23 protein-coding genes and 1 pseudogene are annotated in these 24,900 nt (G+C 61.0%); 12 read left to right on the forward strand and 12 right to left on the reverse strand.

What is annotated here, in order from left to right; genetic code table 11:
- Nucleotides 1-52: 52 nt before the first annotated feature.
- Nucleotides 53-2,002, forward strand: a complete 1,950-nt coding sequence (locus WLQ66_RS16455) for a 4Fe-4S binding protein (protein ID WP_340547416.1) — start codon at nt 53-55, stop codon at nt 2,000-2,002.
- Between the two features lie 29 nt (nt 2,003-2,031).
- Here WLQ66_RS16455 and WLQ66_RS16460 read toward each other — a convergent pair whose 3' ends face one another.
- Nucleotides 2,032-2,814, reverse strand: coding sequence for a hypothetical protein (locus tag WLQ66_RS16460; protein WP_340547417.1), 783 nt, complete (start codon nt 2,812-2,814; stop codon nt 2,032-2,034).
- Nucleotides 2,815-2,943: 129 nt separating this feature from the next.
- Between WLQ66_RS16460 and apbC the strand changes: the two genes are divergently transcribed.
- Genes apbC through WLQ66_RS16475 form a run of 3 tightly spaced genes read left to right on the forward strand, consistent with a single transcriptional unit; the run spans nt 2,944 to nt 5,205 of the window.
- Complete coding sequence (apbC, locus tag WLQ66_RS16465) at nt 2,944-4,008, forward strand: iron-sulfur cluster carrier protein ApbC (protein WP_340547418.1); 1,065 nt, start codon at nt 2,944-2,946, stop codon at nt 4,006-4,008.
- Between the two features lie 13 nt (nt 4,009-4,021).
- Nucleotides 4,022-4,729, forward strand: a complete 708-nt coding sequence (locus tag WLQ66_RS16470; RefSeq protein WP_340547535.1) for a DUF4444 domain-containing protein — start codon at nt 4,022-4,024, stop codon at nt 4,727-4,729.
- A complete protein-coding gene (locus WLQ66_RS16475) occupies nt 4,729-5,205 on the forward strand; it encodes a DUF6505 family protein (protein WP_340547419.1) in 477 nt (158 codons plus the stop codon). The genes WLQ66_RS16470 and WLQ66_RS16475 overlap by 1 nt, the downstream gene beginning before the upstream one ends.
- 142 nt (nt 5,206-5,347) lie before the next feature.
- On the opposite strand, the gene WLQ66_RS16480 is transcribed toward WLQ66_RS16475, so the two are convergent.
- Genes WLQ66_RS16480 through WLQ66_RS16490 form a run of 3 tightly spaced genes read right to left on the reverse strand, consistent with a single transcriptional unit; the run spans nt 5,348 to nt 7,574 of the window.
- A complete protein-coding gene (locus tag WLQ66_RS16480) occupies nt 5,348-6,151 on the reverse strand; it encodes an ABC transporter substrate-binding protein (RefSeq protein ID WP_340547420.1) in 804 nt (267 codons plus the stop codon).
- Nucleotides 6,148-6,864: an ATP-binding cassette domain-containing protein gene (locus tag WLQ66_RS16485; RefSeq protein ID WP_374015537.1), complete on the reverse strand. Its 717-nt coding sequence runs from the start codon at nt 6,862-6,864 to the stop codon at nt 6,148-6,150. The genes WLQ66_RS16480 and WLQ66_RS16485 overlap by 4 nt, the downstream gene beginning before the upstream one ends.
- Nucleotides 6,865-6,869: 5 nt before the next feature.
- A complete protein-coding gene (locus WLQ66_RS16490) occupies nt 6,870-7,574 on the reverse strand; it encodes an ABC transporter permease (RefSeq protein WP_340547422.1) in 705 nt (234 codons plus the stop codon).
- 346 nt (nt 7,575-7,920) lie between these two features.
- Between WLQ66_RS16490 and nadA the strand changes: the two genes are divergently transcribed.
- The 3 genes from nadA to nadC are packed head-to-tail and all read left to right on the forward strand — an operon-like array spanning nt 7,921 to nt 11,498.
- A complete protein-coding gene (gene nadA, locus WLQ66_RS16495) occupies nt 7,921-8,973 on the forward strand; it encodes a quinolinate synthase NadA (protein ID WP_340547423.1) in 1,053 nt (350 codons plus the stop codon).
- Nucleotides 8,974-8,976: 3 nt separating this feature from the next.
- The gene (locus tag WLQ66_RS16500) at nt 8,977-10,647 is read left to right on the forward strand and encodes an L-aspartate oxidase (protein WP_340547424.1); all 1,671 of its coding nucleotides are present in this window, start codon (nt 8,977-8,979) and stop codon (nt 10,645-10,647) included.
- Nucleotides 10,644-11,498, forward strand: a complete 855-nt coding sequence (gene nadC / locus WLQ66_RS16505) for a carboxylating nicotinate-nucleotide diphosphorylase (protein ID WP_340547425.1) — start codon at nt 10,644-10,646, stop codon at nt 11,496-11,498. The genes WLQ66_RS16500 and nadC overlap by 4 nt, the downstream gene beginning before the upstream one ends.
- 94 nt (nt 11,499-11,592) lie before the next feature.
- Here the strand turns inward: nadC and WLQ66_RS16510 are convergent, their stop codons facing one another.
- The 8 genes and pseudogenes from WLQ66_RS16510 to WLQ66_RS16545 all read right to left on the reverse strand — a co-directional run.
- A complete protein-coding gene (locus tag WLQ66_RS16510) occupies nt 11,593-13,053 on the reverse strand; it encodes a hypothetical protein (protein WP_340547426.1) in 1,461 nt (486 codons plus the stop codon).
- Nucleotides 13,053-13,838: a class I SAM-dependent methyltransferase gene (locus tag WLQ66_RS16515; RefSeq protein ID WP_340547427.1), complete on the reverse strand. Its 786-nt coding sequence runs from the start codon at nt 13,836-13,838 to the stop codon at nt 13,053-13,055. The genes WLQ66_RS16510 and WLQ66_RS16515 overlap by 1 nt, the downstream gene beginning before the upstream one ends.
- Nucleotides 13,839-13,854: 16 nt before the next feature.
- Nucleotides 13,855-14,256, reverse strand: coding sequence for a GtrA family protein (locus WLQ66_RS16520; RefSeq protein WP_340547428.1), 402 nt, complete (start codon nt 14,254-14,256; stop codon nt 13,855-13,857).
- Nucleotides 14,253-15,257, reverse strand: a complete 1,005-nt coding sequence (locus tag WLQ66_RS16525; RefSeq protein ID WP_340547429.1) for a glycosyltransferase family 2 protein — start codon at nt 15,255-15,257, stop codon at nt 14,253-14,255. The genes WLQ66_RS16520 and WLQ66_RS16525 overlap by 4 nt, the downstream gene beginning before the upstream one ends.
- Nucleotides 15,258-15,468: 211 nt before the next feature.
- Nucleotides 15,469-17,457, reverse strand: coding sequence for a CocE/NonD family hydrolase (locus WLQ66_RS16530; RefSeq protein ID WP_340547430.1), 1,989 nt, complete (start codon nt 17,455-17,457; stop codon nt 15,469-15,471).
- A gap of 72 nt (nt 17,458-17,529) precedes the next feature.
- A complete protein-coding gene (locus tag WLQ66_RS16535) occupies nt 17,530-18,657 on the reverse strand; it encodes a CaiB/BaiF CoA transferase family protein (protein WP_340547431.1) in 1,128 nt (375 codons plus the stop codon).
- Between the two features lie 654 nt (nt 18,658-19,311).
- Nucleotides 19,312-19,461: a hypothetical protein gene (locus tag WLQ66_RS16540; protein WP_340547540.1), complete on the reverse strand. Its 150-nt coding sequence runs from the start codon at nt 19,459-19,461 to the stop codon at nt 19,312-19,314.
- Nucleotides 19,439-19,582 (reverse strand): annotated as a pseudogene (locus tag WLQ66_RS16545) (IS5/IS1182 family transposase); the annotation flags it as partial. The pseudogene WLQ66_RS16545 and the gene WLQ66_RS16540, both read right to left, overlap by 23 nt.
- 536 nt (nt 19,583-20,118) lie before the next feature.
- Between WLQ66_RS16545 and WLQ66_RS16550 the strand changes: the two are divergent.
- The 5 genes from WLQ66_RS16550 to WLQ66_RS16570 all read left to right on the forward strand — a co-directional run bounded on the left by WLQ66_RS16550 (nt 20,119) and on the right by WLQ66_RS16570 (nt 24,851).
- On the forward strand, nt 20,119-21,021 hold the full coding sequence (locus tag WLQ66_RS16550; RefSeq protein ID WP_340547432.1) for a LysR family transcriptional regulator: 903 nt from the start codon (nt 20,119-20,121) through the stop codon (nt 21,019-21,021).
- Nucleotides 21,022-21,098: 77 nt separating this feature from the next.
- A complete protein-coding gene (locus WLQ66_RS16555) occupies nt 21,099-21,929 on the forward strand; it encodes a putative hydro-lyase (RefSeq protein WP_416536605.1) in 831 nt (276 codons plus the stop codon).
- 20 nt (nt 21,930-21,949) lie between these two features.
- The gene (locus WLQ66_RS16560; protein ID WP_340547434.1) at nt 21,950-22,987 is read left to right on the forward strand and encodes a TRAP transporter substrate-binding protein; all 1,038 of its coding nucleotides are present in this window, start codon (nt 21,950-21,952) and stop codon (nt 22,985-22,987) included.
- A gap of 26 nt (nt 22,988-23,013) precedes the next feature.
- Nucleotides 23,014-23,568, forward strand: coding sequence for a TRAP transporter small permease subunit (locus tag WLQ66_RS16565; protein ID WP_340547435.1), 555 nt, complete (start codon nt 23,014-23,016; stop codon nt 23,566-23,568).
- A complete protein-coding gene (locus tag WLQ66_RS16570; protein WP_340547436.1) occupies nt 23,565-24,851 on the forward strand; it encodes a TRAP transporter large permease in 1,287 nt (428 codons plus the stop codon). Before WLQ66_RS16565 ends, WLQ66_RS16570 begins: the two co-directional genes overlap by 4 nt.
- Nucleotides 24,852-24,900: the final 49 nt, after the last annotated feature.

Below are 24,900 nucleotides of genomic sequence, written 5' to 3' on the forward strand. Positions count from 1 at the left end.
GGAGTGGCGGATTTCTGCTGCTTTCACCAAGCGAGAAACACGCGGAGAAAACATGTCTAAGCAATTGATTTTATGTGATTGTGCCGGAACGCAATCAATCGATTCCGAGGCATTGTCCCGTAGCACAGGCCTGCCCTGTTCAAAGCTGCATTCAGCGCTTTGCACCGATCAAATCGAACAGGCGGCACAGGCCATCTCGCAGGGGGACGCAATTATTTGCTGCGCCCAGGAGCACCGGATTTTCGAGGCGCTGGCACAGGAAATCGACCAGCCGGCCCCGGCCTTTGTCGACCTGCGCGACCGGGCCGGATGGACCGCCGATACCGCCTCGACGCTGCCCAAAATGACCGCGCTGATTGCTGAGGCAACGCTGACACCGCCCCTGTCAAAGACCATAGACCTGCATTCGGAGGGGCTCTGCCTGATCCTTGGCGCGCCGGAGGTGGCCTATGCCGCAGCCGAGCGGCTGCAGGAGAGCCTCGCGGTGACCGTGCTTCTCGAGACGCCGAGCGACCCCCCTCATAGCCGCGCCTACGATGTGATTTCCGGCCAGCTGCGCCATGCGCGGGGCGCCTTGGGACAGTTTTCCGTCACCATCGACCGGCTGCAACAGCTGGACGTCACCGGGCGCAGCTGGACCTGGGACGAGGCGCGCGACGGCGGGCAGTCGGTCTGCGATATCATTCTCGACCTGCGCGGCGGCCAGCCGTTGTTTCCCGCGCCCGAAAAACGTGACGGCTACCTGCGCGCCGATCCAAAGTCCGCCCCGGCCGTCGCCGAGGCCACGCTGAGCGCCAGCCAGCTGGTCGGCACTTTCGAAAAACCCCTCTACGTGCGCAGCGAGCCGTTGCTTTGCGCCCATTCGCGCGCCGAGCAGACCGGTTGCACCCGCTGCCTCGATGTCTGCCCGACCGGTGCCATCAGCCCGGCCGGCGATCATGTCAGCATTGACCCGATGATCTGCGCCGGATGTGGCTCCTGCGCCGTGCTCTGCCCCTCCGGCGCAATCACCTATGACGCGCCGCCAACCGATGCGCTGATGCGCCGGATCCAGACCCTGGCCAAGGCATATGCAGAGGCTGGTGGCAGCGCCCCCCGCCTGCTGGTGGTCGATCAGCACGGTGATCAGATGGTCGAGCTGGCCGCCCGCCACGGCCGCGGCCTGCCGGCGGATGTGATCCCCCTGTCGGTTGAGGCGCTCAACAGTTTTGGTCACGCCGAAGCCCTCGCCGCCCTCGCTGCCGGTTTCGCCGAGGTTTCGGTGCTGCTCTCGCCTAGGGCTGAGCGCGACGTGCAGGACCACGAGCTGGCTCTGGCCACGGCGATTGCCGGGCCCTACCTGCATCTGCTGGAGCTGAACGACCCGGACCAGCTGAGCGACCGCCTCTTTGACCGCATCGGCGCTCAGGCGCGGGTGGAAACCCCGCAGCGCCCGATGGGCACACGGCGCCAGATCACCCGTCAGGCCGCCAAGGCTCTGCTGCCCGAAGCCGAAACGCTGCCCCTGCCCGAGGGCGCCCCCTATGGCGCTGTTCTGGTCGCCGCCGACAAATGCACGCTCTGCCTCTCCTGTGTCTCGCTCTGCCCCTCCGGCGCGCTGGGGGACAACCCGGACCTGCCGCAGCTGCGCTTTCAGGAGGATGCCTGTCTGCAATGCGGTCTCTGCGCCAATGTCTGCCCGGAGGACGCGATCCGCTACGAGCCACGCCTGAACCTGACATCCGACGCGCTGTCACAGGTGGTCCTGCACGAGGAAGAACCCTTTGCCTGCGTCGAATGCGGTTCGCTCTTCGGCGTCAAATCCACTATCGACAAGATCACCGAGAAACTGGCCGGGAAACATTCGATGTTCGCCAACCCGGATGCCGCCCGGATGATCCAGATGTGTGACAATTGCCGGGTCAACGCGCAGTTCCATCAAAAGAACTCGCCCTTTGCAGGCGCGGAGCGCCCCCGTGTCCGCACCACCGAGGACTACCTCAGCAAACGCAAGGATCACTGATCCCGAAATGCCGCGATAAGATGATGACGCTACTTATGCTCCAACGGCGCCCCCAGATCCGCGGGGCTGAGCACGGCCACATAGGCGAGGATATTCTCCAGCTCGTCCAGCGTGAGTTCGACCGGAACAATCGGCGAGGGGCGTGCCTCGTCGAAGGGCGGCGTGATCTCGGCAATCTGGGTAAAGGCGGGATGCGGGTTCAGCGCGTAGAAGGCCTGAAACCGCTCCTCCCAATTGGCGAGGCTGCGCAACACATAGAACGACGGGGTCGAGCCGATACTGTTGATCCGTCCGGCCTCCTCCACCGCGTGACAGCGCCCGCAGTGGGATTTGGACAGATCGTATCCACGTCCGGCGTCGCCGTCCCATGTGGTCACAGCCACCGCGGCCTGTGCCTGCTTCGGCACCCGGAACATCTGGCGCCCCTCGGGGGCAAAGGCGGCAATCGTGCGCGCGCCCACATCAGAGGTCAGCCAGTCTGCAAAGCGCCGCGCCCCGGCGTGATCCGGCGCGATCAGCTCCAGATGCCAGACGGTCCCGTCCCCCTCCATCACGGGCTGGCCGGTCGTGCCCAGCATCATCTCGGCGACATCATTGCTGTCGACCAGTTCGATCCGCACCTGCGTCTTCAGCGAAAACCGCGGCAACAGAAACCCCAGCACCCCGGTCTCCACCAGTGGCGCAGGCGCGGCCAGTCGCAGCTTTGCCGGATCGCTCTCGGCCTGTCCGCTGGCCGGTCGCAGGATCAGCGCAAGCAGAATTATCGCCAGTATTCCCGCGTAACCGCGCAAAAGAGTACATACCCAGACCATATGAAATGCTAGGAAACCACCTACATCCCCGTCAAGAGCCGTTACAGCCGGGGCCAAAAGCCCCGCAGGCCATCAAAAACAATCAAGCCAGCTTAGACCAAGCTCGCCCCAATAAGGAGCAACCCCGGCGTGTCCCTCACTCGTGAAACTGTCCTAGAGGCGCTCAAGACCATCAAAGACCCGGTGTCCGGCAGCGATATCGTCGCCGCCGGCATCGTCCGCGCGCTCAATATCGAAGAGGGCACAGTCCGCTTTGTGCTGGAAATCGACCCGGCCAAATCCGATATCTACGCGCCCGTGCGCGATGAAGCCGACGCAAAGGTGACGGCGCTGCCCGGCGCGGGCAAGGTTTCGGCCATGCTGACCGCCCATTCCGAAAAGGCGCCGCCGGACCTGAAGCCCAAACCGGCCGCCCAGCCGCAGGGGCCGCAGAAAATTCCCGGCGTCGACCGGATCATCGCGGTTGCCTCCGGCAAGGGCGGCGTCGGCAAGTCCACGGTTTCGGCGAATATCGCCTGTGCCCTGGCCGCTCAGGGCCGCCGTGTCGGCCTGCTTGATGCTGATGTCTACGGCCCTTCGCAGCCCAGGATGCTGGGGGTCTCCGGTCGGCCCGCCAGCCCGGATGGCAAAACCATCCTGCCGATGCGCAACCACGGGGTCACCATGATGTCGATCGGCCTGATGACCAACGAGGATCAGGCGGTTGTCTGGCGCGGCCCGATGCTGATGGGGGCCCTCCAGCAGATGATGATGCAGGTGCAATGGGGCGCGCTGGACGTGCTGATCGTGGACCTGCCGCCGGGCACCGGTGATGTGCAGATGACGTTGGCGCAAAAGGCGCATGTGGACGGCGCCATCGTGGTGTCCACCCCGCAGGACGTGGCGTTGATCGACGCCCGCAAGGGCATCGACATGTTCCAGAAACTCAACGTGCCGATCATCGGCATGGTGGAAAACATGTCCACGCATATCTGCTCCAACTGCGGGCATGAGGAACATGTCTTTGGCCATGGCGGCGTTGCTGCCGAGGCTGAGAAACTGAATGTGCCGCTGCTGGCGGAGATCCCGCTGCATCTGGATGTGCGCGTTGCCGCCGACGGTGGCGCGCCGATTGCGGTCAGCAAACCCGACAGCGCGCAGGCCAAGGCGTTCCATGATCTGGCGGCAGATCTGATCGCCAAGGGTCAGGCCTGATCCGATGGCCGAAATGAGCGACCTCAGCTTCCCCCCCCTGATGGAGGGGCTCGCGCTCAGCGGGGCCGACGATCCCTTTGCCATCGCCTGTCAGAAGGCGGTTCTGGGCTGCGACGCAGGTCTGGTGGTGCATAACCTGCTGCATGACCGGCTTCAGGCGGCCTTTGTCTTTGCGCCCGAGGTTGCCCTGCGGCAGGCCATGACCATGCTTCCGGTCTGCGGTATTGCACTGCAAAACGCCCTTGGCGCGCTGGCCCCGCCCGAGGTGGCGGTGCATCTGCAATGGGACGGCGGTCTGCGCATCAATGGCGGTCGCTGCGGCCGGCTGCGTGCCGCCGCCAGTACAACCGCGCCATCAGAGGTGCCAGACTGGCTGGTCATCGGCCTCGACCTGCCGCTCTGGCCGCCGAGCGACGGGGAAACCGGCGATCGTCCCGAGGATACCGCGCTTTATGCCGAGGGCTGCGCCGATGTGGATGCAGGCCAGTTACTGGAAAGCTGGGCCCGCCACGCGCTGCACTGGATCAACCGCTGGGAAGAGGACGGCACGGAGCCGGTGCACACGACCTGGCGCGGCCTTGCCCAGGATATTGGCGAAACCGTCACCCATGCGGGCCTGAATGGCACCTTCCTCGGCGTGGACGAAGATTTCGGCCTGCTGTTGCGGGACGAGGCGACAACCCATCTGATCCCCCTGACCACCCTACTGGAGACACCGTGATGCAGCTTGCCCGCGCCATTCATTTCGACGAGAGCGATCAGAACGTCTTTGCCAGCCCGGCCCGCACCGGCGAATGGTGTATTTCGGGCGGGTTTGAGTTTTCCAACTGGGAAGAGGCCGACCTGATCGGCAAGCAACGCCAGGCCTTTGCCAATGGCTGGATGGGGCTGGAAACCGGCGGGCGTGTCACCTTCGTTGCGGTGACGCGGATCGAGGAGAGCGAGCTGGCAGGCCTCACCGATCTGCTGGCCGCGCATTTCGTCAGCTACTACGGCGCCCCGGATCTGGCCGCCGCCCACCCGGTGGCTGCGGAAGAGCTGGCACATATGGCGGAACTCTGCGCCGATCACGCGCCCAATACGCTGCTGACGGTGATGCGCGAGCTGACAGAGGCGGGCGTCAAGGAAAGCTATCGCAGCATCGAGCCGCAGGAGGCGGGCCTGGAACAATTCGCCATCCATGTGACCGACGACTGATAGACCACGCACGGCGCGAAGCCCGCAACCGGCCCCTCCCGCCCGGAGTGCGGCGGGTCAAAGCCCCCCGCTCCCGTTGGGCCAGGCGCCGCGCTCAGGCGCGGCGTCTGCACATTGCAACCGCTGTGGATGCCGCTATCGCCTATGGCGCCGCGTTGAACACAAACAGCGCCTCGCCATTGATCTGGTAGCCGTTGATCAGCTCCTTGGCGGTATCCGACACCAGCCAGCCTTCCAGCCGGGCTGCGGATTCTGCCTTCACATGGGGGTGTTTCTGCGGGTTGACCGGCAGATAGGCATATTGGTTGAACAACACCGGATCCCCCGCATAGAGCAGCGCCAGATCGCCCTTGTTGGCGAAATTGAGCCAGCTTGCGCGGTCCGACATGATGTAGCCCCCCATGCCAGAGGCTGTATTCAGCGCTGCCCCCATGCCTGCGCCAACAGCGTTGTACCAGCCGCCAAATCCGTCAGGTGACAGATCCGCCGCGGCCCACAGGCTCAGCTCTTTCTTGTGGGTGCCGCTGTCATCGCCGCGACTGACAAAAGCCACCTCGGATACGGCCACTTTTTGCAGTGCCTCCGCTGCCGACTGCGCGCGGCCAATGCCCGCCGGGTCCGCCTTGGGGCCTACAAAGACGAAATCATTATACATGATCTCGCGGCGATGGGTGCCGTTGCCGCCTGCCAAAAACGCCTCCTCGGCCTTCTTCGAATGCACCAGAATCGCATCCACATCGCCCGCCTCGCCCAGACGGATCGCCTGACCGGTGCCCACCACCAACAGCTGCACCTCCAGCCCCAGATCCGACTTGATCTGCGGCAGCAGAACCTCTGCCAGACCGGAGTTGTGGAAGGATGTGGTCACCGCCAGCTTCATCTCCTCCGCCAGCGTCGCCGTCCCCATTGTCAGCGCAGCCAGTGCCCCCAGCACAATCCGTTTCATTCGACAATGTCTCCTCTTAGAAATGCGCGGCCCTGTTCGGTATGGGGTCGGGTAAAAAATGCCTCCGCCGCTGAAAACTCGGCAATCTGACCGTGCAGAACAAACAGCACCTCATCCGCCAGACGCTGTGCCTGACCCATATTGTGGGTCGACATGATCAGCCGGGTGCCTGCCGCTACCGCTTCGGTCAGGATCTCCTCGATTTCGCGAGTGGCGCGCCCGTCGAGCGAGGCGCAAGGCTCATCCAGGAACAGCAGCTGCGGCTTGCGGATCAGGGCCCGTGCCAGCGCCAGTTTCTGCCGCTCACCGCCCGACAGCAGCACCGCAGGCCGGTGCAGCGCATCGCCGCCCAGACCGATCCGCTCAGCCCAGATCTCGGCCTCGGCCAGCGCCACCTTGCGGGGCACCCGGTTCAGCCGCAGCGGATAGGCGATATTTTCCACCACAGAGCGGCGCATCATCACCGGCGTCTGAAACACAAAGGCCTGGCGCCGCTGGGCTTCGGCCATGGCGCAACCCCAGCTGATCCGCCCCTGCCCCAGTCGCAGGATGCCATGCAGCATCTTCAGCAGGGAGGTCTTGCCCGAACCATTCGGTCCGATCACGATGGTCGTCCCCTGTCCGTCCAGCCGCAGATCCACCGGACCAATCAGTGTCTTGCCACGACGGCGCACCTGCGCCGCCTCGACAACCAGCGGAAAAAGACTGCTCACCTTGCTCACCAGCGGCCCTCGCTCTCGGTCTGACCCAGCCAGTGGATGGTCAGATTCACCGCCACCGCCAATGCGATCAGCACAAAGCCAAGCCCCAGCGCCATGGCAAAATCCCCTTTGCCGGTCTCCAGCGCAATCGCCGTCGTCAGCACCCGGGTGGCATGGTCGATATTGCCGCCAACGATCATGATCGCCCCCACCTCACCGATCGCGCGACCAAACCCAGCCAGCGCCGCCGTGAGCAGCGCCCGCCGCCCGTCCCACAGCAGCGTGGCAATGCGCTGGCTCTGGCTGGCATTCAGCGAAATCAGCAGATCGTGGTAATCGCTCCACAGATCGCGCAGCGACTGATGCGCGATCGAGGCGATGAGCGGCACGATGATGATCACCTGCGCAATGATCATCGCGGTCGGGGTGAACAGCAGCCCCAGTACCCCGAACGGACCGGCCCGCGACAGCAGCACATAGACCACCAGCCCCACGACCACCGGCGGCAGCCCCATCAGGGCGTTGAGCACCGCAATAGTGACCCGACGCAGGCGAAACCGGCGCACCGACAGCAGCGCCGCCAGCGGCAGCGCAATCACCGAGGCCACCAGCAACGCGGTCAAAGTGACCCGCAACGAACGCAGCGTGATCTCGACCAGATCGCCATCCAGCGTGACCACCAGCCAAAAGGCCTGGACCAATCCTTCCCAGAGATCAGACATGGAGGCGGATTTTCTCCCTTGTGGGACCGGTCTTACCGCTTCCCGATACTGTGTGAACGCTATCTGCAAACCACAATATCAGCCCGCCCAATAGACAAAAACGACACCGGGTGTGAAAATTGGACAAATTGACCGCGCACTGTTTGCGCTGACATCGCCCGATGGTCAGATGGTCTTGGCGCCGCCCCCAGCGTCAGGTTGCCGATGCGCCCCGATTGCCGCCGATTTGCACCAGGATTTCCGGTTTTTACGCAACAAAGCGGCTGCACTCGCTTGCGTGCTAAATGTGAACATGAAACAAGAATTCCCCAAAGTGCCACGTCAGGCGCAGCTTTGAGGAAATGCCATGTTCGATCTGCAAACCATGCGCGATCAGCTCGCCAATCACTATGACCTTGCGCCAAATCCTGCTCTGGCCGCAGAGATGTCAGAGATCTACGCCAAGATGGACCGGGTGGTGAACCCCGTCGACTGGGCCACCTACGCGCCCTATGTCGCCGCCATCCTCGCCTTGAAAAAAGAACGCAACGCTGTGATTCTGGCGCATAACTACATGACGCCTGAAATCTACCACGGGGTCGCCGACGTGGTGGGCGACAGCCTCCAGCTCGCCATGGAGGCCACCAAGGTGGAGGCCGACGTCATCGTGCAATGCGGTGTGCATTTCATGGCTGAAACCTCCAAGATCCTCAGCCCCGACAAGATCGTGCTGATCCCCGATATGGAGGCCGGCTGTTCGCTGGCGGAATCGATCACCGCAGAGGGCATTGCCCAGATGCGGGCGAAATATCCCGGCGCGCCGGTTGTCACCTATGTGAACACCACGGCCGAGGTCAAAGCCGCCTCCGATATCTGCTGCACCTCCTCCAACGCGGCCCAGATCGTGGCCGCACAGGACGCCGACACGGTGATCATGACCCCGGACCAGTATCTGGCGCAGAACATCGCTCAGCAGGTGCCGGAAAAGAACGTGGTCTGGTGGGAAGGCTCCTGCATCGTGCACGAGCAATACACCGCCAAGGACCTGCGCGATTTCCGCGAATGGAACCCCGGCACCCGGCTGATTGCGCATCCCGAATGCCCGCCGGATGTGGTGAATGAGGCCGATTTCTCCGGCTCCACCAGTGGCATCATCAAATATGTGACCGACGAAAAGCCCGAAAAGGCGATGTTGATCACCGAATGTTCGATGGCCTCGAACATTGCCGACCAATTGCCGGAGGTTGAATTCGTCGGCCCCTGCAACATGTGCCCCTACATGAAGAAGATCACGCTGGAGAAAATCCTCTGGTCGCTGCACACGATGTCCGAACCGGTTGAAGTCGATCCCGAGGTCGCCGAAAAGGCCCGTGTGGCGGTGCAGCGGATGATTGATCTCAGCCAGAAACTGGGGATCTGATCCTTGGACACCCCCGGCGCCAAGGTCGTCTCTGACCATCAGGCCGACAACACGGCAGAGGCCCAGCTGGATGTGCAGGCCCTGACCGAAGCCACCGCCGCCTGTGACACTGATCGCGTGGTGATCGTTGGCGCGGGGATGGCCGCGCTCTATGCCGCCCTCGAACTGGCCCCGCGGCCGGTGCTGATGATCTCACCCGAAACACTTGGCGAGGGCGCCAGCTCGGCTTGGGCGCAGGGCGGCGTTGCCGCCGCGATGGATCAGGCCGACAGCCCTGCCGCCCACGCCACCGATACGGTGCGCGCCGGTGCTGGCACTGTCGACGCCGAGGTCGCCGCCATGGTCACACAGGTTGCCCAGGATCATATTCTCGATCTGACCGACCTTGGCACACCCTTTGATCGCACCGCTGACGGCGGCTTTGTCATGAGCCGCGAGGCCGCCCATTCCATGGCCCGTGTTGTCCGGGTGAAAGGCGATCAGGCCGGTCGGCAGATCATGGAAACGCTGATTGCCGCCGTGCGCGCCACAGCCTCGGTTCAGGTCCACGAAGGCACCCAGGCCGTGCGGCTGGAGGTGGCAGACGACCGCGTCACCGGCGTCTGGGTCAGCGATGCTGGCGGCACCTCGGTGCCCGTGCTGATCCGTGCCCCTGCGATCCTTCTGGCGGGGGGCGGTTCCGGGGGGCTGTTTGCGCATACCACCAACCCGCCCCGCATCCGGGGCCAGGTGATCGGATTTGCCGCCCGCGCCGGTGCCCGCATTGCCGATCCTGAATTTGTCCAGTTTCACCCCACCGCCTTTGACATCGGCGAAGACCCCGCGCCCCTCGCCACCGAGGCGCTGCGCGGCGATGGCGCCACGCTGATCAACAAGGACGGCATCCGCTTCATGCTGGCCGCGCACCCGGACGCCGAACTGGCCCCTCGTGACATCGTCGCCCGCGCAATCTTTGCCGAAACCCAGGCCGGCCGCCGCCCGATGCTGGACACCCGCGAAGCTCTTGGCGCCGAGGTGCTGACCCGCTTTCCAACCGTGGCTGAGACCTGCGCCCGCGCCGGTATTGATCCCGTTGCGGACCCGATCCCGGTGGCGGTTGCCGCCCATTATCACATGGGAGGGGTCGATACCGACATGCAGGGGCGCGCCAGCCTCGGCCGTCTCTGGGTCTGTGGCGAAGCCTCCTCGACCGGGCTGCATGGCGCCAATCGGCTTGCCTCCAACGGGCTTCTGGAGGCTCTGGTCTATGCCCGCACCTCTGCCCGGGACATTGCCGCAACACTTGGCCCTCAACCGGACCAGATGCGCACGCCGCCTGCACTGTCCCTCAGTTTCGCCCCTGCCACAACGCCCGCCGCCCCGGCCAGCGCCATCGCCCGCCTGCGCGAAACCATGACTGCCCATGTCGGTGTGCGCCGCGACGAAGCCGGGCTGAAAACCGCCCTCAGAACGATCGAGGAGCTGCTGGCAGAGTTCGGCGACGACGAGAGCTTTGCCAATATGTGCGCCACCGCCACCCTGATTGCTGCCGCCGCGCTGGACCGCCGCGAAAGCCGGGGCGGCCATTTCCGCGACGATTATCCTGAGGCCGACCCGGCGCAGGCCTATCGCACCGGTATTACCCTCACCGAGGCGCGTGCGATCCGCGCCGCCGCCGTCAAGGATCCGACATGACCCCGTCCTTTGCCACTCTGCCCGACCTGATCCTGGAACCGCTGGTCCGCGCTGCCTTGCTGGAAGACCTCGGCCAGAGCGGGGATATCACCACACGCGCGGTGATCCCGGCAGGCACCACCTATGAGGCCCGGCTCAATGCGCGCGATACCGGCGTTATCTCCGGTATGCAGATTGCCCGTATCGCTTTTCATCTGGTTGATCCCTCGCTGAAGATCGAAACGCGCGTGGCTGACGGCAGCCCCTGCACTCCTGGTCAGACCCTGATGACCATCGCAGGATCAGCCGCGTCGATCCTCTCGGGCGAACGTGTGGCGCTGAATTTTGCAGGCCGCCTCTCTGGCATCGCCAGCCTGACGGCCTCCTTTGTGGCAGAGACCAAGGGGACCGCCACCCGCATCACCTGCACCCGCAAGACCACACCCGGTCTGCGCATGGTCGAAAAGCAGGCCGTCCTGCATGGGGGCGGATACAACCACCGCTACGGTCTCTCCGATGCGATCCTGATCAAGGACAATCACATCGCCGCCGCAGGCGGTGTCGCCGCCGTCCTGCGCGCAGCCACGACCAACGTCAGCCACATGATGAAGGTAGAGATCGAGGTGGACACCCTCGAACAGTTGCAGGAGGTGCTGGAGACGGGCGGCGCCGATGTGGTGCTGCTCGACAATATGGACACGCCAACCCTGACGAAGGCCGTGGCGATGGCCAAAGGTCATCTGGTCACCGAAGCCTCCGGCAATATGCGCCGCGACCGCATTGCCGAGGTGTCAGCCACGGGGGTTGATTATATCTCCTCCGGCGCGCTGACCCATTCGGCGCAGACGCTGGATCTCGGTCTCGATTTCTGAGGTCTTCGCACCTTCTGGTTTCTTGACCAGACCTGATCAGAAAAACGGGGGCCTGCACGCCCCCGTTTCTCGTTTGATGTTCTTTGCGCCGTCCTCAGCCGCCCGCAGGCACGTTATGCGCCGCCGCACGGATCGGCGTTGCCGACAACATCACCACGCTGCCCACGTCCAGATTGCGCACCTCATAGTCGGGCCCCTTGGCACCGGCCTGAACCTCCGCCGGCAGATGGGCGCAGGCCGTCGGTGTCATCGCGCAGATCACCACATCACGCCCGGTCAGTTGCGTCAGGCGAAAGGCCACCGACAGATCGTGCTGCAAGCCGGCTTTCTTGCCCGATGGCAGCGACAGATAGGTGCCGGTGACATAGATCGGACCTTCCACTGGGAGGATCTGATCGGCCATCCTGCGGCTGTCGGCTTGCCAGGCGGTCACATCGCGATGCTGGAGCAGGTTGAACGCCAGGTAGATCAGCGCCACAAAGGCCAGGAGATTGCGTCCGATGCGGTCCCAGACGCCGCCCCGCGCCGCCAATTCCTGCGAAAGCAGCCCCAGCAGCACCGCGTAATACAGCCATACAAAGCCGGAGACACGCGGCGGCAGGGTGATGCCGGTCTTGATCGTCTGCACAAAGATCAGCCCCATCCCGAGGCAGATCCCCGCCAGCGGATAGATCGCGCGCCAGGGGTCGGATCTGCCGACCAGCCAGACGGCCCAGCCAAACAGCGCCACCTGAAATACGGTCAGCGGCAGGAAGTGGAACGAGACCAGCGAGGCCGAGCTGCCGAGAAAATCACCGATCAGCCCGATATTTGCCAGCAGCGATGCCAGATCATGCGCCGGCTTCGGCATCCGCCACTCCGCCATCGGGATCCCGAAGACACCGTGAAACAGGTAGTTCAGCGTATAGATCGACGCCATCGCCAGCGCAAAACACAGGATAAACAGCCCCAGCAGCGATGCCAGATCCCGGGCAGAGCGCTGCGTGTCCGCACGGGTCAGACAGAGCGCCAGCAGAAAGAACGGATAGGTCGTATAGGCGGTCAGCGCCAGCGGCACAAAGGGCACCAGCAGCCAGCGGCAGGCCCGGTCCGACAGTTGCGTGGTCGCCAGCGCATAGATGGCAAGGATCGCCATGCCCGGGATCAGCGTGTTGAACCACAGTGAAATCAGCAGCGCAGGCGCCGACAGCCCCGCAATCAGCGCCACCGCGCCCTTGCGCCACAGCGCCGCCCCGGCCCCCAGCGCATTATGCGCCAGACAGCCCAGCACCACGGCCCAAAACCCGTTGTAGATCAGATAGTTGGCCCAGCTCGGCAACAGTGTCTCGCGCAGGTGCCACAGGTAATTGACCCAGCGCCCCTCCATCAGGGTTTTGACATAATAGGTCTCTGCATCGCCAAACAGCGCAGGGTAATCATCGTGACGGATCAGCGGATCCGGCAGCTGGAACACCGCCGCGATCAGCAGCCCGAAAAAGGCCACCGCGATTGTCGCCAGCAGGGGCGTTGCAGCGTCCCGGCGCGCCACAACCGGACTGTCCATCACCAGTGTCATTATATCGTGCCCTTTGCCGTATCCGCACCCAACAGCCCTGCCGCCCGCGCCTGCCGCGCGATGATCGCAGCGCGGATCTGTGCGATCCGGGTCACCATCAACTGCGGCATCAGCGACACCACACCCCGGCGCAGCCGCCAGCCAAGACTGCCCGCAGGCGGCACCGGCTGCCCCGCCAAAAGCTCCGTTGCCAGAACCTCCTCCGGCAGACCCGCACGCCCCGCTTCATTCACATAGAGCACAGTATTGTAGCGATACCAGGGTTCTACCCCCTCGGCCTCTCTCAGCGCCGGGCGTACGCAGTCAAACGCCCGATAGCCCCGCGCGGCAAAGAGATCCTGCCAGAAGGACAGCGGCTGTTCATTGATATGAAACTCGCCGCCCTGCCCCGGAACAGCCGCCGAAAACAGCACCCGATCGGCATGGCGCGTCAGCCCCGCAACCAAGGTTGCGGAGGCCGCCGTCGGCAGATGTTCACCAACCTCCAGGCTCTGCGCCAGCTCGAACCGCCGACCCAGATCAAACTCGCCAGTCAGATCCGCCGCATGGTAACACGCCGCCGGGATCGCCAGACGGTTACGATCCACATAATCGCCGTCCACCCCGGCGATGTCAGCAACGCCGGAATTCGCCCATTCACTGAGCCAGACACCGCGACCGCTGCCCAGATCCAGCACGCTCCGCGCGCCAAGCCAGGGCTGCACCGCCGCGATCAGCGCCTTCGCCGAGCTGCGCGCGCCGGCCTCGATGTAATCGTAGAATTCATTTGAATACACATGCGACATTTCTTGCCACTCCTCTTTACGCGCCGTGTCCGGCGTAGACCCAGATCTTGAAAAACAGGTAGTTCTGAACCGGCAGCCAGACTGCGGCGGTGGTCGCCGCCAGCCACTCCGGCCAGCCCAGCATCGGGCCGATGACACCCGTCAGCAGCGCCGAAGTCACAAACCCAAGGCCGACCGTGCAGCCAAACCGCAGCGCCTGGTCCGGCTGGCCCAGCTTCTGGCGGAACGTCCAGACGGTCTGGCCGACATATTGCGCCAGAACCGCCAGGCCAAAAGCCAGCGCATTGGCCAGCCCCGCCGCCAGACCGATATGCAGGAACCCCAGGAACGCCAGCACATAGAGCGCTGCAACCGAGACGCCGACAATGGCAAAGCGGATCAACTGGCCGAGATCTTTCTGAACGGCGGCGCGGATCATGACGCTTCTTTTTGGGCCGGTTCAGCCAGTGGCGCCGCTACGGCGCGGCTGTCGCCGATGAAATCGACCGCATGGGCGGCGGGATGCCCGGTCTGCTGCGACAGGAAATACAGCGGGCGCTGTTTGCTCTCCATATAAAGCCGTCCGACATATTCGCCGAGGATCCCCAGCGTCAGCAGCTGGATCGCGGAGAAGAAAGAGATCGCCAGCAGAACCGAGGCCCAACCGGCAACGGTGTTGAACAGGATCAGCGAGCCAAAGACATAGATCGCCATCAGCACGGTCACCAACAGGCTGAAGAACGCCAGCCGCGTGGCCATTTTCAGCGGTTTGGTGGAAAACCCGGTCAACGCATCGGTGGCAAAGCGCAGCATCGCCTTGAACGGATATTTAGTCTCGCCTGCGACGCGGGCTTCGCGGATGTATTCCAGGCCGATCTGGTGGAATCCGGCCCAGGCGAACATACCGCGAATAAACCGTGCGCGTTCCGGCATTTTCAGCACCGCATCCAGCGAGCGACGGCTCACCAGACGGAAATCGCCGGTGTCTTTGGGGATATCCACATCCGACAGCGTATTGAGAAAACGGTAGAACAGATAGGCCGTCGCCTTCTTGAACAGGGTTTCCCCCTGGCGCTCGGCGCGGCGGCCATAGACCACGTCATAGCCGCGATCCATCATCATCATCATATCGGGCAGAATTTCCGGCGGATCCTGAAGATCGGCATCCAGCATGAAAATCCGCGCGCCGGTCGCCGCCTCCAGCCCAGCCGTCAACGCAACCTGATGGCCCCGGTTGGCCGACAGACGAATGCCGCGCACCACCGGATGCCGTTCATGCGCGGCCTCCATCGCGGCCCAGGTTTCATCGCTGGAACCATCGTCGACCAGAATGATCTCGGCCCGTTCCGTCCAGGGTTCGATTGCCTGCACCAACCGATCCACCAACAGGGGGATGGACTCTTCCTCATTATAGCAGGGTACAACAACGGATAGATGCACCTTCTCGCCCCAATTCTGTTTATCGTCTGCTCACAACCGAGGGACCATCCGCCCGGCATTCCAGCGCGATGAAAACATCTCAAGGGGGGTATTCTCACCCGAAATGGTTAACGCGCAGTTCCGTTTTTGGTCACAGAACGTGGCCAAACCGTGGCGAACTGGGGGTCAATCCGGGGAAAAACAGCGATTTTTAACAGGATTTGATGCGAAATCACAAACAATCGCGCGGCAGGCTCTCGCTCCATTCCTTAACGCAGACCTCGGTCTGCCCGGCACCTTCGCAGGCCACAACCCGGCGCCAGAGATGGAAATTCTCCCGATCACCGCGCATCTCATTGTCGGTATCGACCTGCACCTGCCAGTCACCACGCGCAAATGTAAACCGCCACTGGCTGGAGAATGTCGCAGTTGCCGGATTATCTGGATGCACCGCATAACGCATGGCAACATGGCTACCAACCTCCATGCCGTGCTGCGGATCAATGGCCGCGCCATAGTCATCAAAGCTCTCCAACACCAGCGTGCCATCCAGTTCTTCATAGCTGCTGGATGTGCCGGAGGGCGCGCGCGTCACCTCGGCCTGATAGGTCGGAAAATTGCGCGCGGCGCGCGGCGCCTGCGGGTCGCTTTCTGCTCCGCCCTGGCGTTCCGGCAGGATCAGCGCACAGCCCTCCAGATGCAGGGTCAGCGCCACAGGTTCGGGGCTTGGCCAGATGATCGGCCAATAGGAGGTCGACAGCGCCAGCCGCAGCTTATGCCCAGCCCTCAGACGATGCGCGCATTCATTAAGCGCAAACTCCACCTCATAGCGCCTGCCGGGAACCAGCCGCGCGGCGGTTTCATGGCTGTCGTCATGGCACAGGTTGCGTCCCCGATAGGTGATGCGCTGCGACACGCCATTCGGGGCCACATCACACAGCCGCGCCATCACCTGCGCCACCGGTCTGTCGACAGAGAACGCCAGCCGCAGCCGCGCCCGACCCAGCAACTCCAGCGGGGTCTCAAGCGGCGCCGTATCGAAACAGGCCGACAGCGCATCATCACCCGCCTGATCGCCCGGCAGTTCATTGTCGATCCGCATACCTGCGCAGAAATACCCGCTCCCCATGCCCAGGGTTGCTGGATTGGATACCACAACCTCCCCCGCACCCGGCACCGCCTGCAACGTACCCTGCTGTCCCAGATGATGCGCCACCTCGCGCACATTCGGGGAGGGCCATGCAGTCTCAGCAATCCAGCGCCCCTGCCGGGGTTTGTTTTCCTTGGTCGGATTGAAATGCTCCTGCATGTAGGTGCGATAATCCGGCAGATCCTCCACGCCGCTGTCTACGCCCTTCAGCCAGCGATCAAACCAGCGCAGCACCTCGCCGTGGAAATCATGCCCTTCCAGCTTGGAAATATGGGCATAGCGGTGCTCCCACGGGCCGATCAGCGCATTGGCGGGCGCCTGCATATGGGCCGCCAGTGCAGGTGGTGCATTCACATAGGCATCGGCCCAGCCGGTGATCGCCAGCACTGGCACCTTGATCGCAGACCAATCCTCGCAGACCGATCCATGTTTCCAGAAATCATCCCGCCGACTGTGACGCAGCCAGTCTGCGGCCATAAACGGCAGCGTCTCGATCCGCTCCACCCAGGCCTCGCGCCAATCCGGGCGCAGCTCGGGATCCAGCGGGCGGGTTTGATAGGCAAACATCTGCGAGGCCCAATTGGCATTATCGCTGAGCAGGCAGCCCCCCATGAAATGGATATCATCGGCATAGCGATCCACGGTTGAGGCCACGCTGACCACCGCCTTCAACGCCTCTGGCTGACGCGCGGCCAGCTGCAACCCGTTGAAGCCGCCCCAGGAGATCCCAATCATGCCGATATTCCCATCGCAACAGGCCTGCGCCGCAAGCCAGGCCAGCACCGCCTCGCCGTCGCTCAGCTCCTGTTCGGAATACTCATCGTCAAACACCCCCTCGCTATCGCCCGTGCCGGCGATATCCACCCGCAGGCAGACATAGCCCTCAGCCGCAAAGACCGGATGCGTGGTGGCATCGCGCGGCGCGGTGCCGTCTCGTTTGCGATAGGGCAGATATTCCAGGATCCCAGGATAACACCCCTCTGCCGCTGGCCGCCACATCCGCGCCGCAAGCCGACGCCCATCTGGCAGCGGGATCCACAGATGTTCAACTCCGGTGATCTCCATCGCCATGGCGCGCCCTCTTCCTGTCTGGCTCAATCTCAAGCTGTTGCCGCCCACCCAATCGGCAGGCGATCCGGAGGTCTAGTCTCCCTGCGACATATCCTGCGCCACCGGCAGGATTGGCGCGGATTTCTCCAGCGCCAGCTCCGCATCGGAAAACACCCAAGGACCACGCACGCCCGGCACATCCTCCGGCGCAATCTGCATCTGGCGGTGCCTGATCTGCGGGTCCTCAAACGCCTGCCCAATGGTGTTGATCGGCCCCGCAGGCACGGTCGCGGCCTCCAGCGCCGCCAACAGATCCGCCTGCCCCCATTGCGCCAGCGCTGCCGCCAGCATCGGTGTCAATTCGCCCCGGTTGGCCACCCGCAGCTGGTTGGAGGTAAAGCGCGGATCAACCGCAAGCGCCGCCATGTTCAAAACCTCGCAGAGCCGCGCAAACTGGCCGTCATTGCCAACGGCAAGGATCACATGCCCGTCGCGCACCGCCATCACCTGATAGGGCGCAATATTGGGATGCTCATTGCCCATCCGGGTCGGGCTGGTGCCGGTTGCCAGATAGTTCATGTTCTGATTGGCCAGCATCGCGGTGGCGCAATCCAGCAGAGACATGTCGATATGCTGCCCCCGCCCGGTTCTATGGCGCTGCTCCACCGCTGCCAGAATGCCGATGGTGCCATAAAGCCCGGTGACAATATCGGTGATCGCCACCCCAACCTTCTGCGGCTCGCCCTCCGGCGCACCGGTGATCGACATCAGCCCGGACATGCCCTGCAACAGGAAATCATAGCCCGCCCGCGTCGCATAAGGCCCATCCTGCCCAAAGCCGGTCACCGAACAGTAGATCAGACGTGGATTGACCGCTTTCAGGCTGCCATAATCCAGCCCGTATTTCGCCAGCCCGCCGACCTTGAAATTCTCGATCAGGATATCGGCATCCCGGATCAGCTCCAGCACCGTCTGTTTGCCGTCTTCAGTGCGAAAATCCGCAGTGACGCAGGACTTACCCCGGTTCGCCGCATAGTAATAGGCCGCTGTTTTATCACCGTCGCGCTCGATAAAAGGCGGGCCCCAGCGACGGGTATCATCCCCTTCGGGGCTTTCGACCTTGATGACCTCCGCCCCCAGATCGGCAAGCGACTGGCCAATCCATGGCCCCGCAAGAATACGGGCCAGTTCGACCACCTTCAAACCTGCAAGCGGTGTCATCGGCACTCCTGTCAGTCCGCCCGCAATCTGCGGGACATCCCCCTGCCAAGGCACGGCAGAGTGTTCTGACAGAGACTTAGCCTATCCATTCCTCTGCGGGCAAATAATTTGATCAAAACATGCGGAGAGTCTTAAGAAGGGAGTGGCCAGGCGGGACAAGCGGATGTTGCTCTCTTAAGTGTGATTATTGCGATCGGTTAGCATAATTCCGCAAGAATTTCCACGCTACGAACCCAAGCAATACTAATCCAAGCAAAGCGAAGGGTACTGCTGATCGCAAATCGGTCATAAAACAACATTCTCGATACGCTGCCAAAAACTCCTCATCCCACTCCGCAAAACCGCTATGGGTGAAGAACACGCCTTTGCCCACTTGAACGATTAGCCAAGCTGCAAAGATGAGTAATATTCCACAAACGAGGACAATCCATTTCATATTTGCAATATAGCTGCGTTGCAGAAAGGAGCAACGATGACCTCAGAGCAGACCAGCAGGGCGTCCGGAACCAGCAGAACAGTTGGCGCCAAATTCCACCGTATGAGGCATCGCTGAGCGACACGATGCAACAGCAGCTACAGCGCCAAGCCGCCCTGCCAGACCTGCTGCAGCTCCAGCGCGTCGTTCAGATGCAGCACATCGGCGCGCGCGCCGGGTTACAAGCGCCCCAGATCGGGCCGCCTGATCAAATCCGTCGGTCGGCTCGTGGCCATCTCCAGCGCCGTCTCCAACGGCAGATCGCAGGTCTCGACCAGGATCTGCACCGCCGTGGCCAGCTCCAGATGGGCGACCGGGGCTGCCATCATGCGGCGCGAGCCAGGTCATCTCTTTGTCCAACCAGATCAGAAGCGACCCGCGCTTTCTGAGCGCATCGTTGTAGCTGAACCAATTCGTCGTACGGTAGCGGGCAGGTGCGGGCTTGCTCATCTGCCCCGTCTAACCGCATGGATTCGTGATGTGAATCCTTAACACTCAGAGTTCTGCAACAACGCCTTCAAAGCTGCCAATGCGACTTTCACCTTGAATGCAGGGCTGTGGTTCCGTCTGGGTCGTCTTGCCATCGTTGTTCCTTCGTCCCGGCACACTGCCGGATGAGGAACGGGAAATCCACCTAGCTCAACTGTTCATATTTCTCGGGCCACATCTCCATCACGGTCAAGGCATTGTTTCCCCCACTCTTTAACAAGCTTTTTGGCCCGACTGAGCACTTCGTCACTGGAGGTCGGGTGATCCGGTGCGATCGGTACTAGTATTTTCCGGGGCATGAATGTGATCCTTTGCTGTGACGAAGGTTAGGTGACTGCCCCTCGAACCTATCGACGTTGCCGAACATCAATAAAAATCAAAAAAATTCTCAAATTTCATAAATGAAATTTATACGATACCTTGCGCGGCGAACACAGCAAGCCTCAATGAAGCATTTTCCGAACGACCTCTATCGGAGAAGACAGGAACAGAACCAAATGAACACTCGTCTCAACTTAGAACAAATACGGGCATTTCTGACCGTCGTGCGCCTCGGTGGATTTAGCAAGGCAGCCGATGAGCTAGGCTTGACACAACCAGCCGTGACTACGCGGATCAAAAACCTAGAAAACACCTTGGGCGTGGAGTTGTTTGAAAGAACGAGTGGAGGCGTTCTTTTGACCAAGAGAGGGGATATTCTCGCCCGCTATGCAAAACAGTTCGAACAGCTTTCAGAGCTCGTGCAACGAGATGTTATGGATCCCTCAGGTATCGAGGGCCATCTTCGCCTAGGAGTTTCCGAAACTATCGTTCAATGCTGGTTACCGTTATTCATTGAAGAGCTTCATCGAATGTATCCTGCCCTCGAAATCGAGATCAACGTCGATATATCGGTCAACCTCCGTACAATGTTGCTTGATAGAGAGATCGACCTTGCCGTCTTACTAGGGCCAATTTCTGAGTACTCTGTCGACAACGTCGAGTTACCAGAAGTGGATCTTGCCTGGTACCGAGCCGAAAGTGACCAAAGCTCCAACGACCAACCGTCTCGATACCTAGAAAAGCCCATATTTACATATGCAAGAAATACGCGTCCTTTTCGGGAATTGCGCTCTGAACTTCTTGAACATTTGGGTCCAAACTACTCACTCTTCCCCTCCTCTTCGCTGTCAGCTTGCTTTCGCTTAGTTGAATCTGGCTTGGGCGTCGCTGCATTGCCGCGTGTCTTGGGGCAGCGCTTCGTATCTGAAGGGCGAATTTGCGAGTTCGATCCTGGGTGGCGCCCAAACCCCCTGAAATTCTCAGCGTCTTTCCTCGGTGAACCAAAGAGCCATCTACTAGAAACCGCAGCGGCCATCGCAAGCGCCACTGCACAAAGCTTCGACGATAAAAAACTTTAATGGGATTGCGAAGATCTTTTTAATTTGTTTTTATGTTAGCCCAGATCGATACTCCCACCACTGGGAGGAATCGTACTTTGCCAATCTCACATGCAGAACTTGTCCAAAAACCTCTAGCAGAAATTCGAGACGTTATTCGCCGCGACAGCTACCACTCTCACACAGCTGGGCTGGGTAACGGATTTCTTCAAGCCAACATCGCAATCATGCCCTCAGAGTCCGCCCTGGACTTCATGCGCTACTGCCAACGCAACCCCAAGCCATGTCCGTTGACCGGTGTCTCCGACACTGGGAATCCAAAGATGTTCACCATGGGCAGGGACATCGATATTCGTACTGATGTTCCGGCTTACAATATTTATCGTGACGGGAAGCTGGAAAGCACTGTCGGGAACATTCGAGACATCTGGCACAACGACTTGGTCGCATTTGCTCTGGGCTGCTCTTTCACATTCGAGCATGCACTCAATGATGCAGGCATTCAACTGTGGCACATTAATAATAACAAAACAGTGCCAATGTTCCGCACATCAATCGAAACCGTTCCATCGGGACCGTTTGGCGGTCCGATGGTCGTCAGCATGCGGGCAATTCCTGAAGATCAGCTAAAAACCGCAATCTCCATTTCTAAGAACTACCCCCTTGCGCATGGGGCACCAGTGCATTGGGGCGATCCTGCGGAAATCGGGATTCAAGACGTTAACCTCCCTGATTGGGGCGATCCAGCGCCAGTGGAAGCCGGGTTTATACCCGTTTTCTGGGCCTGCGGCGTTACTCCACAGGCAGCTATCGAGCAGGCCAAACTCCCTCTCTGCATCACACATAAGCCGGGTCATATGCTGATTACCGATATACCGCAGGATGCAGAGAATCCGATCTTAGCACCCGACAATCATCAATCAAACTAAGTCCAAACAGGAGAACTAAGATGAGAAAATTCACTGCATATCTGGCGGCAACCGCATTGCTTGCATCGCCTGTAATCGCAGAAGATTTGGCTGTCGTCGGCAGTTGGTCCGGCTTGCCACTTCACAAACAATTTGAAGCACCTTTCTGGTCGGAAACCCTACCAACAGCTTCCGGTGGATCAATCAACGTTAGCCTGACCACGCACAACCAAATGAACCTTGGTGTTGGAGACGTTTTCCGTCTGCTCGGGGACGGCGTTTATGACGTTGCAATGACAGTTGGCGACTATGCAGTGGCCGATGCGCCAGAACTCGAAGGTCTGGATGTGCCGCTGCTTGCACTTACGGCCGACGAAGCCCGCGCGATGGTCGATGCTGCACGTCCGATGGTTAGCGACATCTATCGGGACCGCTTCAACAGTCACGTTCTGGCGATCGCGCCCTACCCACCACAGGTCGTATTCTGCAATGGTGACGTGAACTCTCTTGCTGACCTCAAAGGCCTAAAGGTCCGTGCCTCTGGGCGTATGACCGCCAAGTTCCTCGAAGCCCTTGGAGCTGAGGGTGTCAACGTCAGCTTTGCCGAAGTACCTGGTGCTCTCCAGAAAGGGGTGGTCGATTGCGCCGTAACTGGTGCCGGATCTGGCTACAGCTCTGGGTGGTGGGAAGTATCTACCAATCTTTTGGCCATCCCCTTGGGTGGTTGGGATCCGGTGGTCACCGCCATCAATCTGGACAAATGGAATTCTCTAAGCACCGAAACTCAGGAATTGATCCAAACCCAGGTGTCAGCCGAATTTGAGGAGCCTGCATGGGAAGTCGCTCAAGACGCGCTGGTCAATGACATCGCCTGCTTGACAGGGAATGGCGAGTGCCCATCTGGCGAAACGCGTAACATGAAGCTTGTCGAAGTTTCGGAAGAAGACTTCAACAACGCGAGGGAAACCCTGGTCAGCGAAGTTCTCCCGGCGTGGGCTGAACGCGCAGGTGCTGATTGGGCCAAGCGGTGGAACACTAGCGTCGGTCAAGTCGTCGGCGTGTCTGTTGCCGTAGAATAACAGATAGTTCCCTGGGAGTGCTTCCAATGCCCGAGAAAATACTTGCGACGATGAAGCGGCTCAATCGAGCAGTAGCAATGCTGATTGGTGTTCTGCTCTTGACATGTGTCGTGTTCATCATCGCTGAAATCATGATCAGGCAGTTGGGAGGCACTCTCGGCGGAACTGATGAAATAAGTGGCTACGTCATGGCTGTTGTGACGTCCTGGGGTATGGGATTTGCCCTGCTCGAACTCAGTCACATTCGGATCGATATTCTCCGGGGGCGTGTCAACGCCCTCGGACGGTCCCTCTTCGACCTGTTCTCTCTGTTCGTCTTGTCGAGCACCGTCACCGTGATTGCCATCAGGTCCTGGCCTGTCGTTGAGCGGTCAATCATAAACAGTTCGCGCGCCAATACACCGCTGGAGACACCTCTGGCACTGGTTCAACTACCGTGGTTTGCGGGCTGGCTTTGGTTTGCGTTCATCGCATGGCTGACGTTGGTCGCCGCAGTCATGCTGGTGTTGCGCGGTGAATTTGAAAAATCCGAAGCTGCCGTCGGGATCGTCGGCGAAGAAGACGCGGAGATCCACACATGATTTGGTCAATTTCAGTCGGCCTGCTGGCCCTGCTTTCGCTCTCAATCCCTGTTGGGATCGTGTTATTCCTCCTTGGTTTCGGAATCGACGCATTCTTCAGCCCTTTTCCGCTGACCAAAGGACTCGGAAACTTGGTCTGGTCGACATCAAACAATGCCACATTGATCGCCATTCCATTCTTTGTCTTGCTCGGTGAGGTCCTAGTCCGCAGCGGTATCGCCAACAGAACTTACGCCGCGCTGGACCGTTGGGTGTCTTGGATGCCAGGGGGGCTGGTCCACGCGAATGTGGCTACCTCGACGATGTTTTCGGCCATTTCGGGCTCGTCTGTCGCGACGGCCGCGACCGTCGCAACGGTCGCCATGCCACAGGCTGAAAAGCTCGGGTATGACCCAAAGCTCTTCTCAGGGGCCATCGCCGCTGGCGGTACACTTGGCATCATGATCCCGCCATCAATCAACCTTATCGTCTACGGTTTCCTGACGCAGTCATCTATCCCGCAACTTTTTCTCGCGGGTCTCATGCCAGGTCTTTTGCTTGCGGTGGGCTTCATGCTCATCACTGTGCTCATTTGTATGATCCGACCCGAATTGGGCGGTGTTCGACGGGTGTTCCCGATCTCTGAGATGATCCGCGGACTCTTTCAGCTCATCCCCATCGTCATCCTTTTCGGTGCTATCATCGGGACCATCTACATGGGGTGGGCCACTCCGACAGAGGCAGCGGCAGTTGGTGTTGCAGGCGCAGTGCTCATCGCAGCAGCCTTTGGTGGCGTTTCAATCAAGATGATCAGTGAGAGCATCGTTGGCACCATCAAGATCACCTCCATGATCATGCTGGTTATCATTGGGGCGTCTTTCCTGAACTTCACACTGGCCTCAGCCGGTCTGGGCGCGGAACTTCAGGCTCTGCTCAATGGGCTTGGGTTTTCACCATTGATGACCATGCTGGTGATTGTCTGCATGTACATTGTACTCGGATTTTTCATCGAGACCTTGTCGCTGATGGTTGTAACGATCCCGATCATCGTGCCCCTGGTCGCGGCGCTTGGGTACGATGTGATTTGGTTTGGGATAATGATGATCGTTCTGGTTGAGATGGCTCTTATCTCACCTCCGGTCGGCTTGAACCTCTATGTCGTGCAAGGCGCACGTAAGAGCGGGAAACTGAGCGACGTGATGCTGGGTACCATCCCGTTCGTCTTTGTGATGCTGCTTATGGTAGCGGCCTTACTCGCGTTCCCTCAGATCGCTCTCTACCTTCCGGAATCCATCCAGCGATAACCGCGGCCCTAAGGGGCCGCATTTCACCAAAGAAAACATGCCAGGCAGT

The sequence above is a fragment of the Phaeobacter sp. A36a-5a genome (assembly GCF_037911135.1).
GTDB lineage: Bacteria > Pseudomonadota > Alphaproteobacteria > Rhodobacterales > Rhodobacteraceae > Phaeobacter > Phaeobacter bryozoorum.

Coding starts and splice junctions, on each gene's coding strand:
- WLQ66_RS16535 (WP_340547431.1), bottom strand. CDS start 18,657: ATGACACCGCTTGCAGGTTTGAAGGTGGTCGAACTGGCCCGTATTCTT.
- WLQ66_RS16530 (WP_340547430.1), bottom strand. CDS start 17,457: ATGGCGATGGAGATCACCGGAGTTGAACATCTGTGGATCCCGCTGCCA.
- nadC (WP_340547425.1), top strand. CDS start 10,644: ATGACCCCGTCCTTTGCCACTCTGCCCGACCTGATCCTGGAACCGCTG.
- WLQ66_RS16480 (WP_340547420.1), bottom strand. CDS start 6,151: ATGAAACGGATTGTGCTGGGGGCACTGGCTGCGCTGACAATGGGGACG.
- WLQ66_RS16570 (WP_340547436.1), top strand. CDS start 23,565: ATGATTTGGTCAATTTCAGTCGGCCTGCTGGCCCTGCTTTCGCTCTCA.
- WLQ66_RS16540 (WP_340547540.1), bottom strand. CDS start 19,461: ATGATGGCAGCCCCGGTCGCCCATCTGGAGCTGGCCACGGCGGTGCAG.
- WLQ66_RS16475 (WP_340547419.1), top strand. CDS start 4,729: ATGCAGCTTGCCCGCGCCATTCATTTCGACGAGAGCGATCAGAACGTC.
- WLQ66_RS16560 (WP_340547434.1), top strand. CDS start 21,950: ATGAGAAAATTCACTGCATATCTGGCGGCAACCGCATTGCTTGCATCG.
- WLQ66_RS16550 (WP_340547432.1), top strand. CDS start 20,119: ATGAACACTCGTCTCAACTTAGAACAAATACGGGCATTTCTGACCGTC.
- WLQ66_RS16510 (WP_340547426.1), bottom strand. CDS start 13,053: ATGACACTGGTGATGGACAGTCCGGTTGTGGCGCGCCGGGACGCTGCA.
- WLQ66_RS16515 (WP_340547427.1), bottom strand. CDS start 13,838: ATGTCGCATGTGTATTCAAATGAATTCTACGATTACATCGAGGCCGGC.
- WLQ66_RS16470 (WP_340547535.1), top strand. CDS start 4,022: ATGAGCGACCTCAGCTTCCCCCCCCTGATGGAGGGGCTCGCGCTCAGC.
- WLQ66_RS16455 (WP_340547416.1), top strand. CDS start 53: ATGTCTAAGCAATTGATTTTATGTGATTGTGCCGGAACGCAATCAATC.
- nadA (WP_340547423.1), top strand. CDS start 7,921: ATGTTCGATCTGCAAACCATGCGCGATCAGCTCGCCAATCACTATGAC.
- WLQ66_RS16565 (WP_340547435.1), top strand. CDS start 23,014: ATGCCCGAGAAAATACTTGCGACGATGAAGCGGCTCAATCGAGCAGTA.
- WLQ66_RS16460 (WP_340547417.1), bottom strand. CDS start 2,814: ATGGTCTGGGTATGTACTCTTTTGCGCGGTTACGCGGGAATACTGGCG.
- WLQ66_RS16490 (WP_340547422.1), bottom strand. CDS start 7,574: ATGTCTGATCTCTGGGAAGGATTGGTCCAGGCCTTTTGGCTGGTGGTC.
- WLQ66_RS16520 (WP_340547428.1), bottom strand. CDS start 14,256: ATGATCCGCGCCGCCGTTCAGAAAGATCTCGGCCAGTTGATCCGCTTT.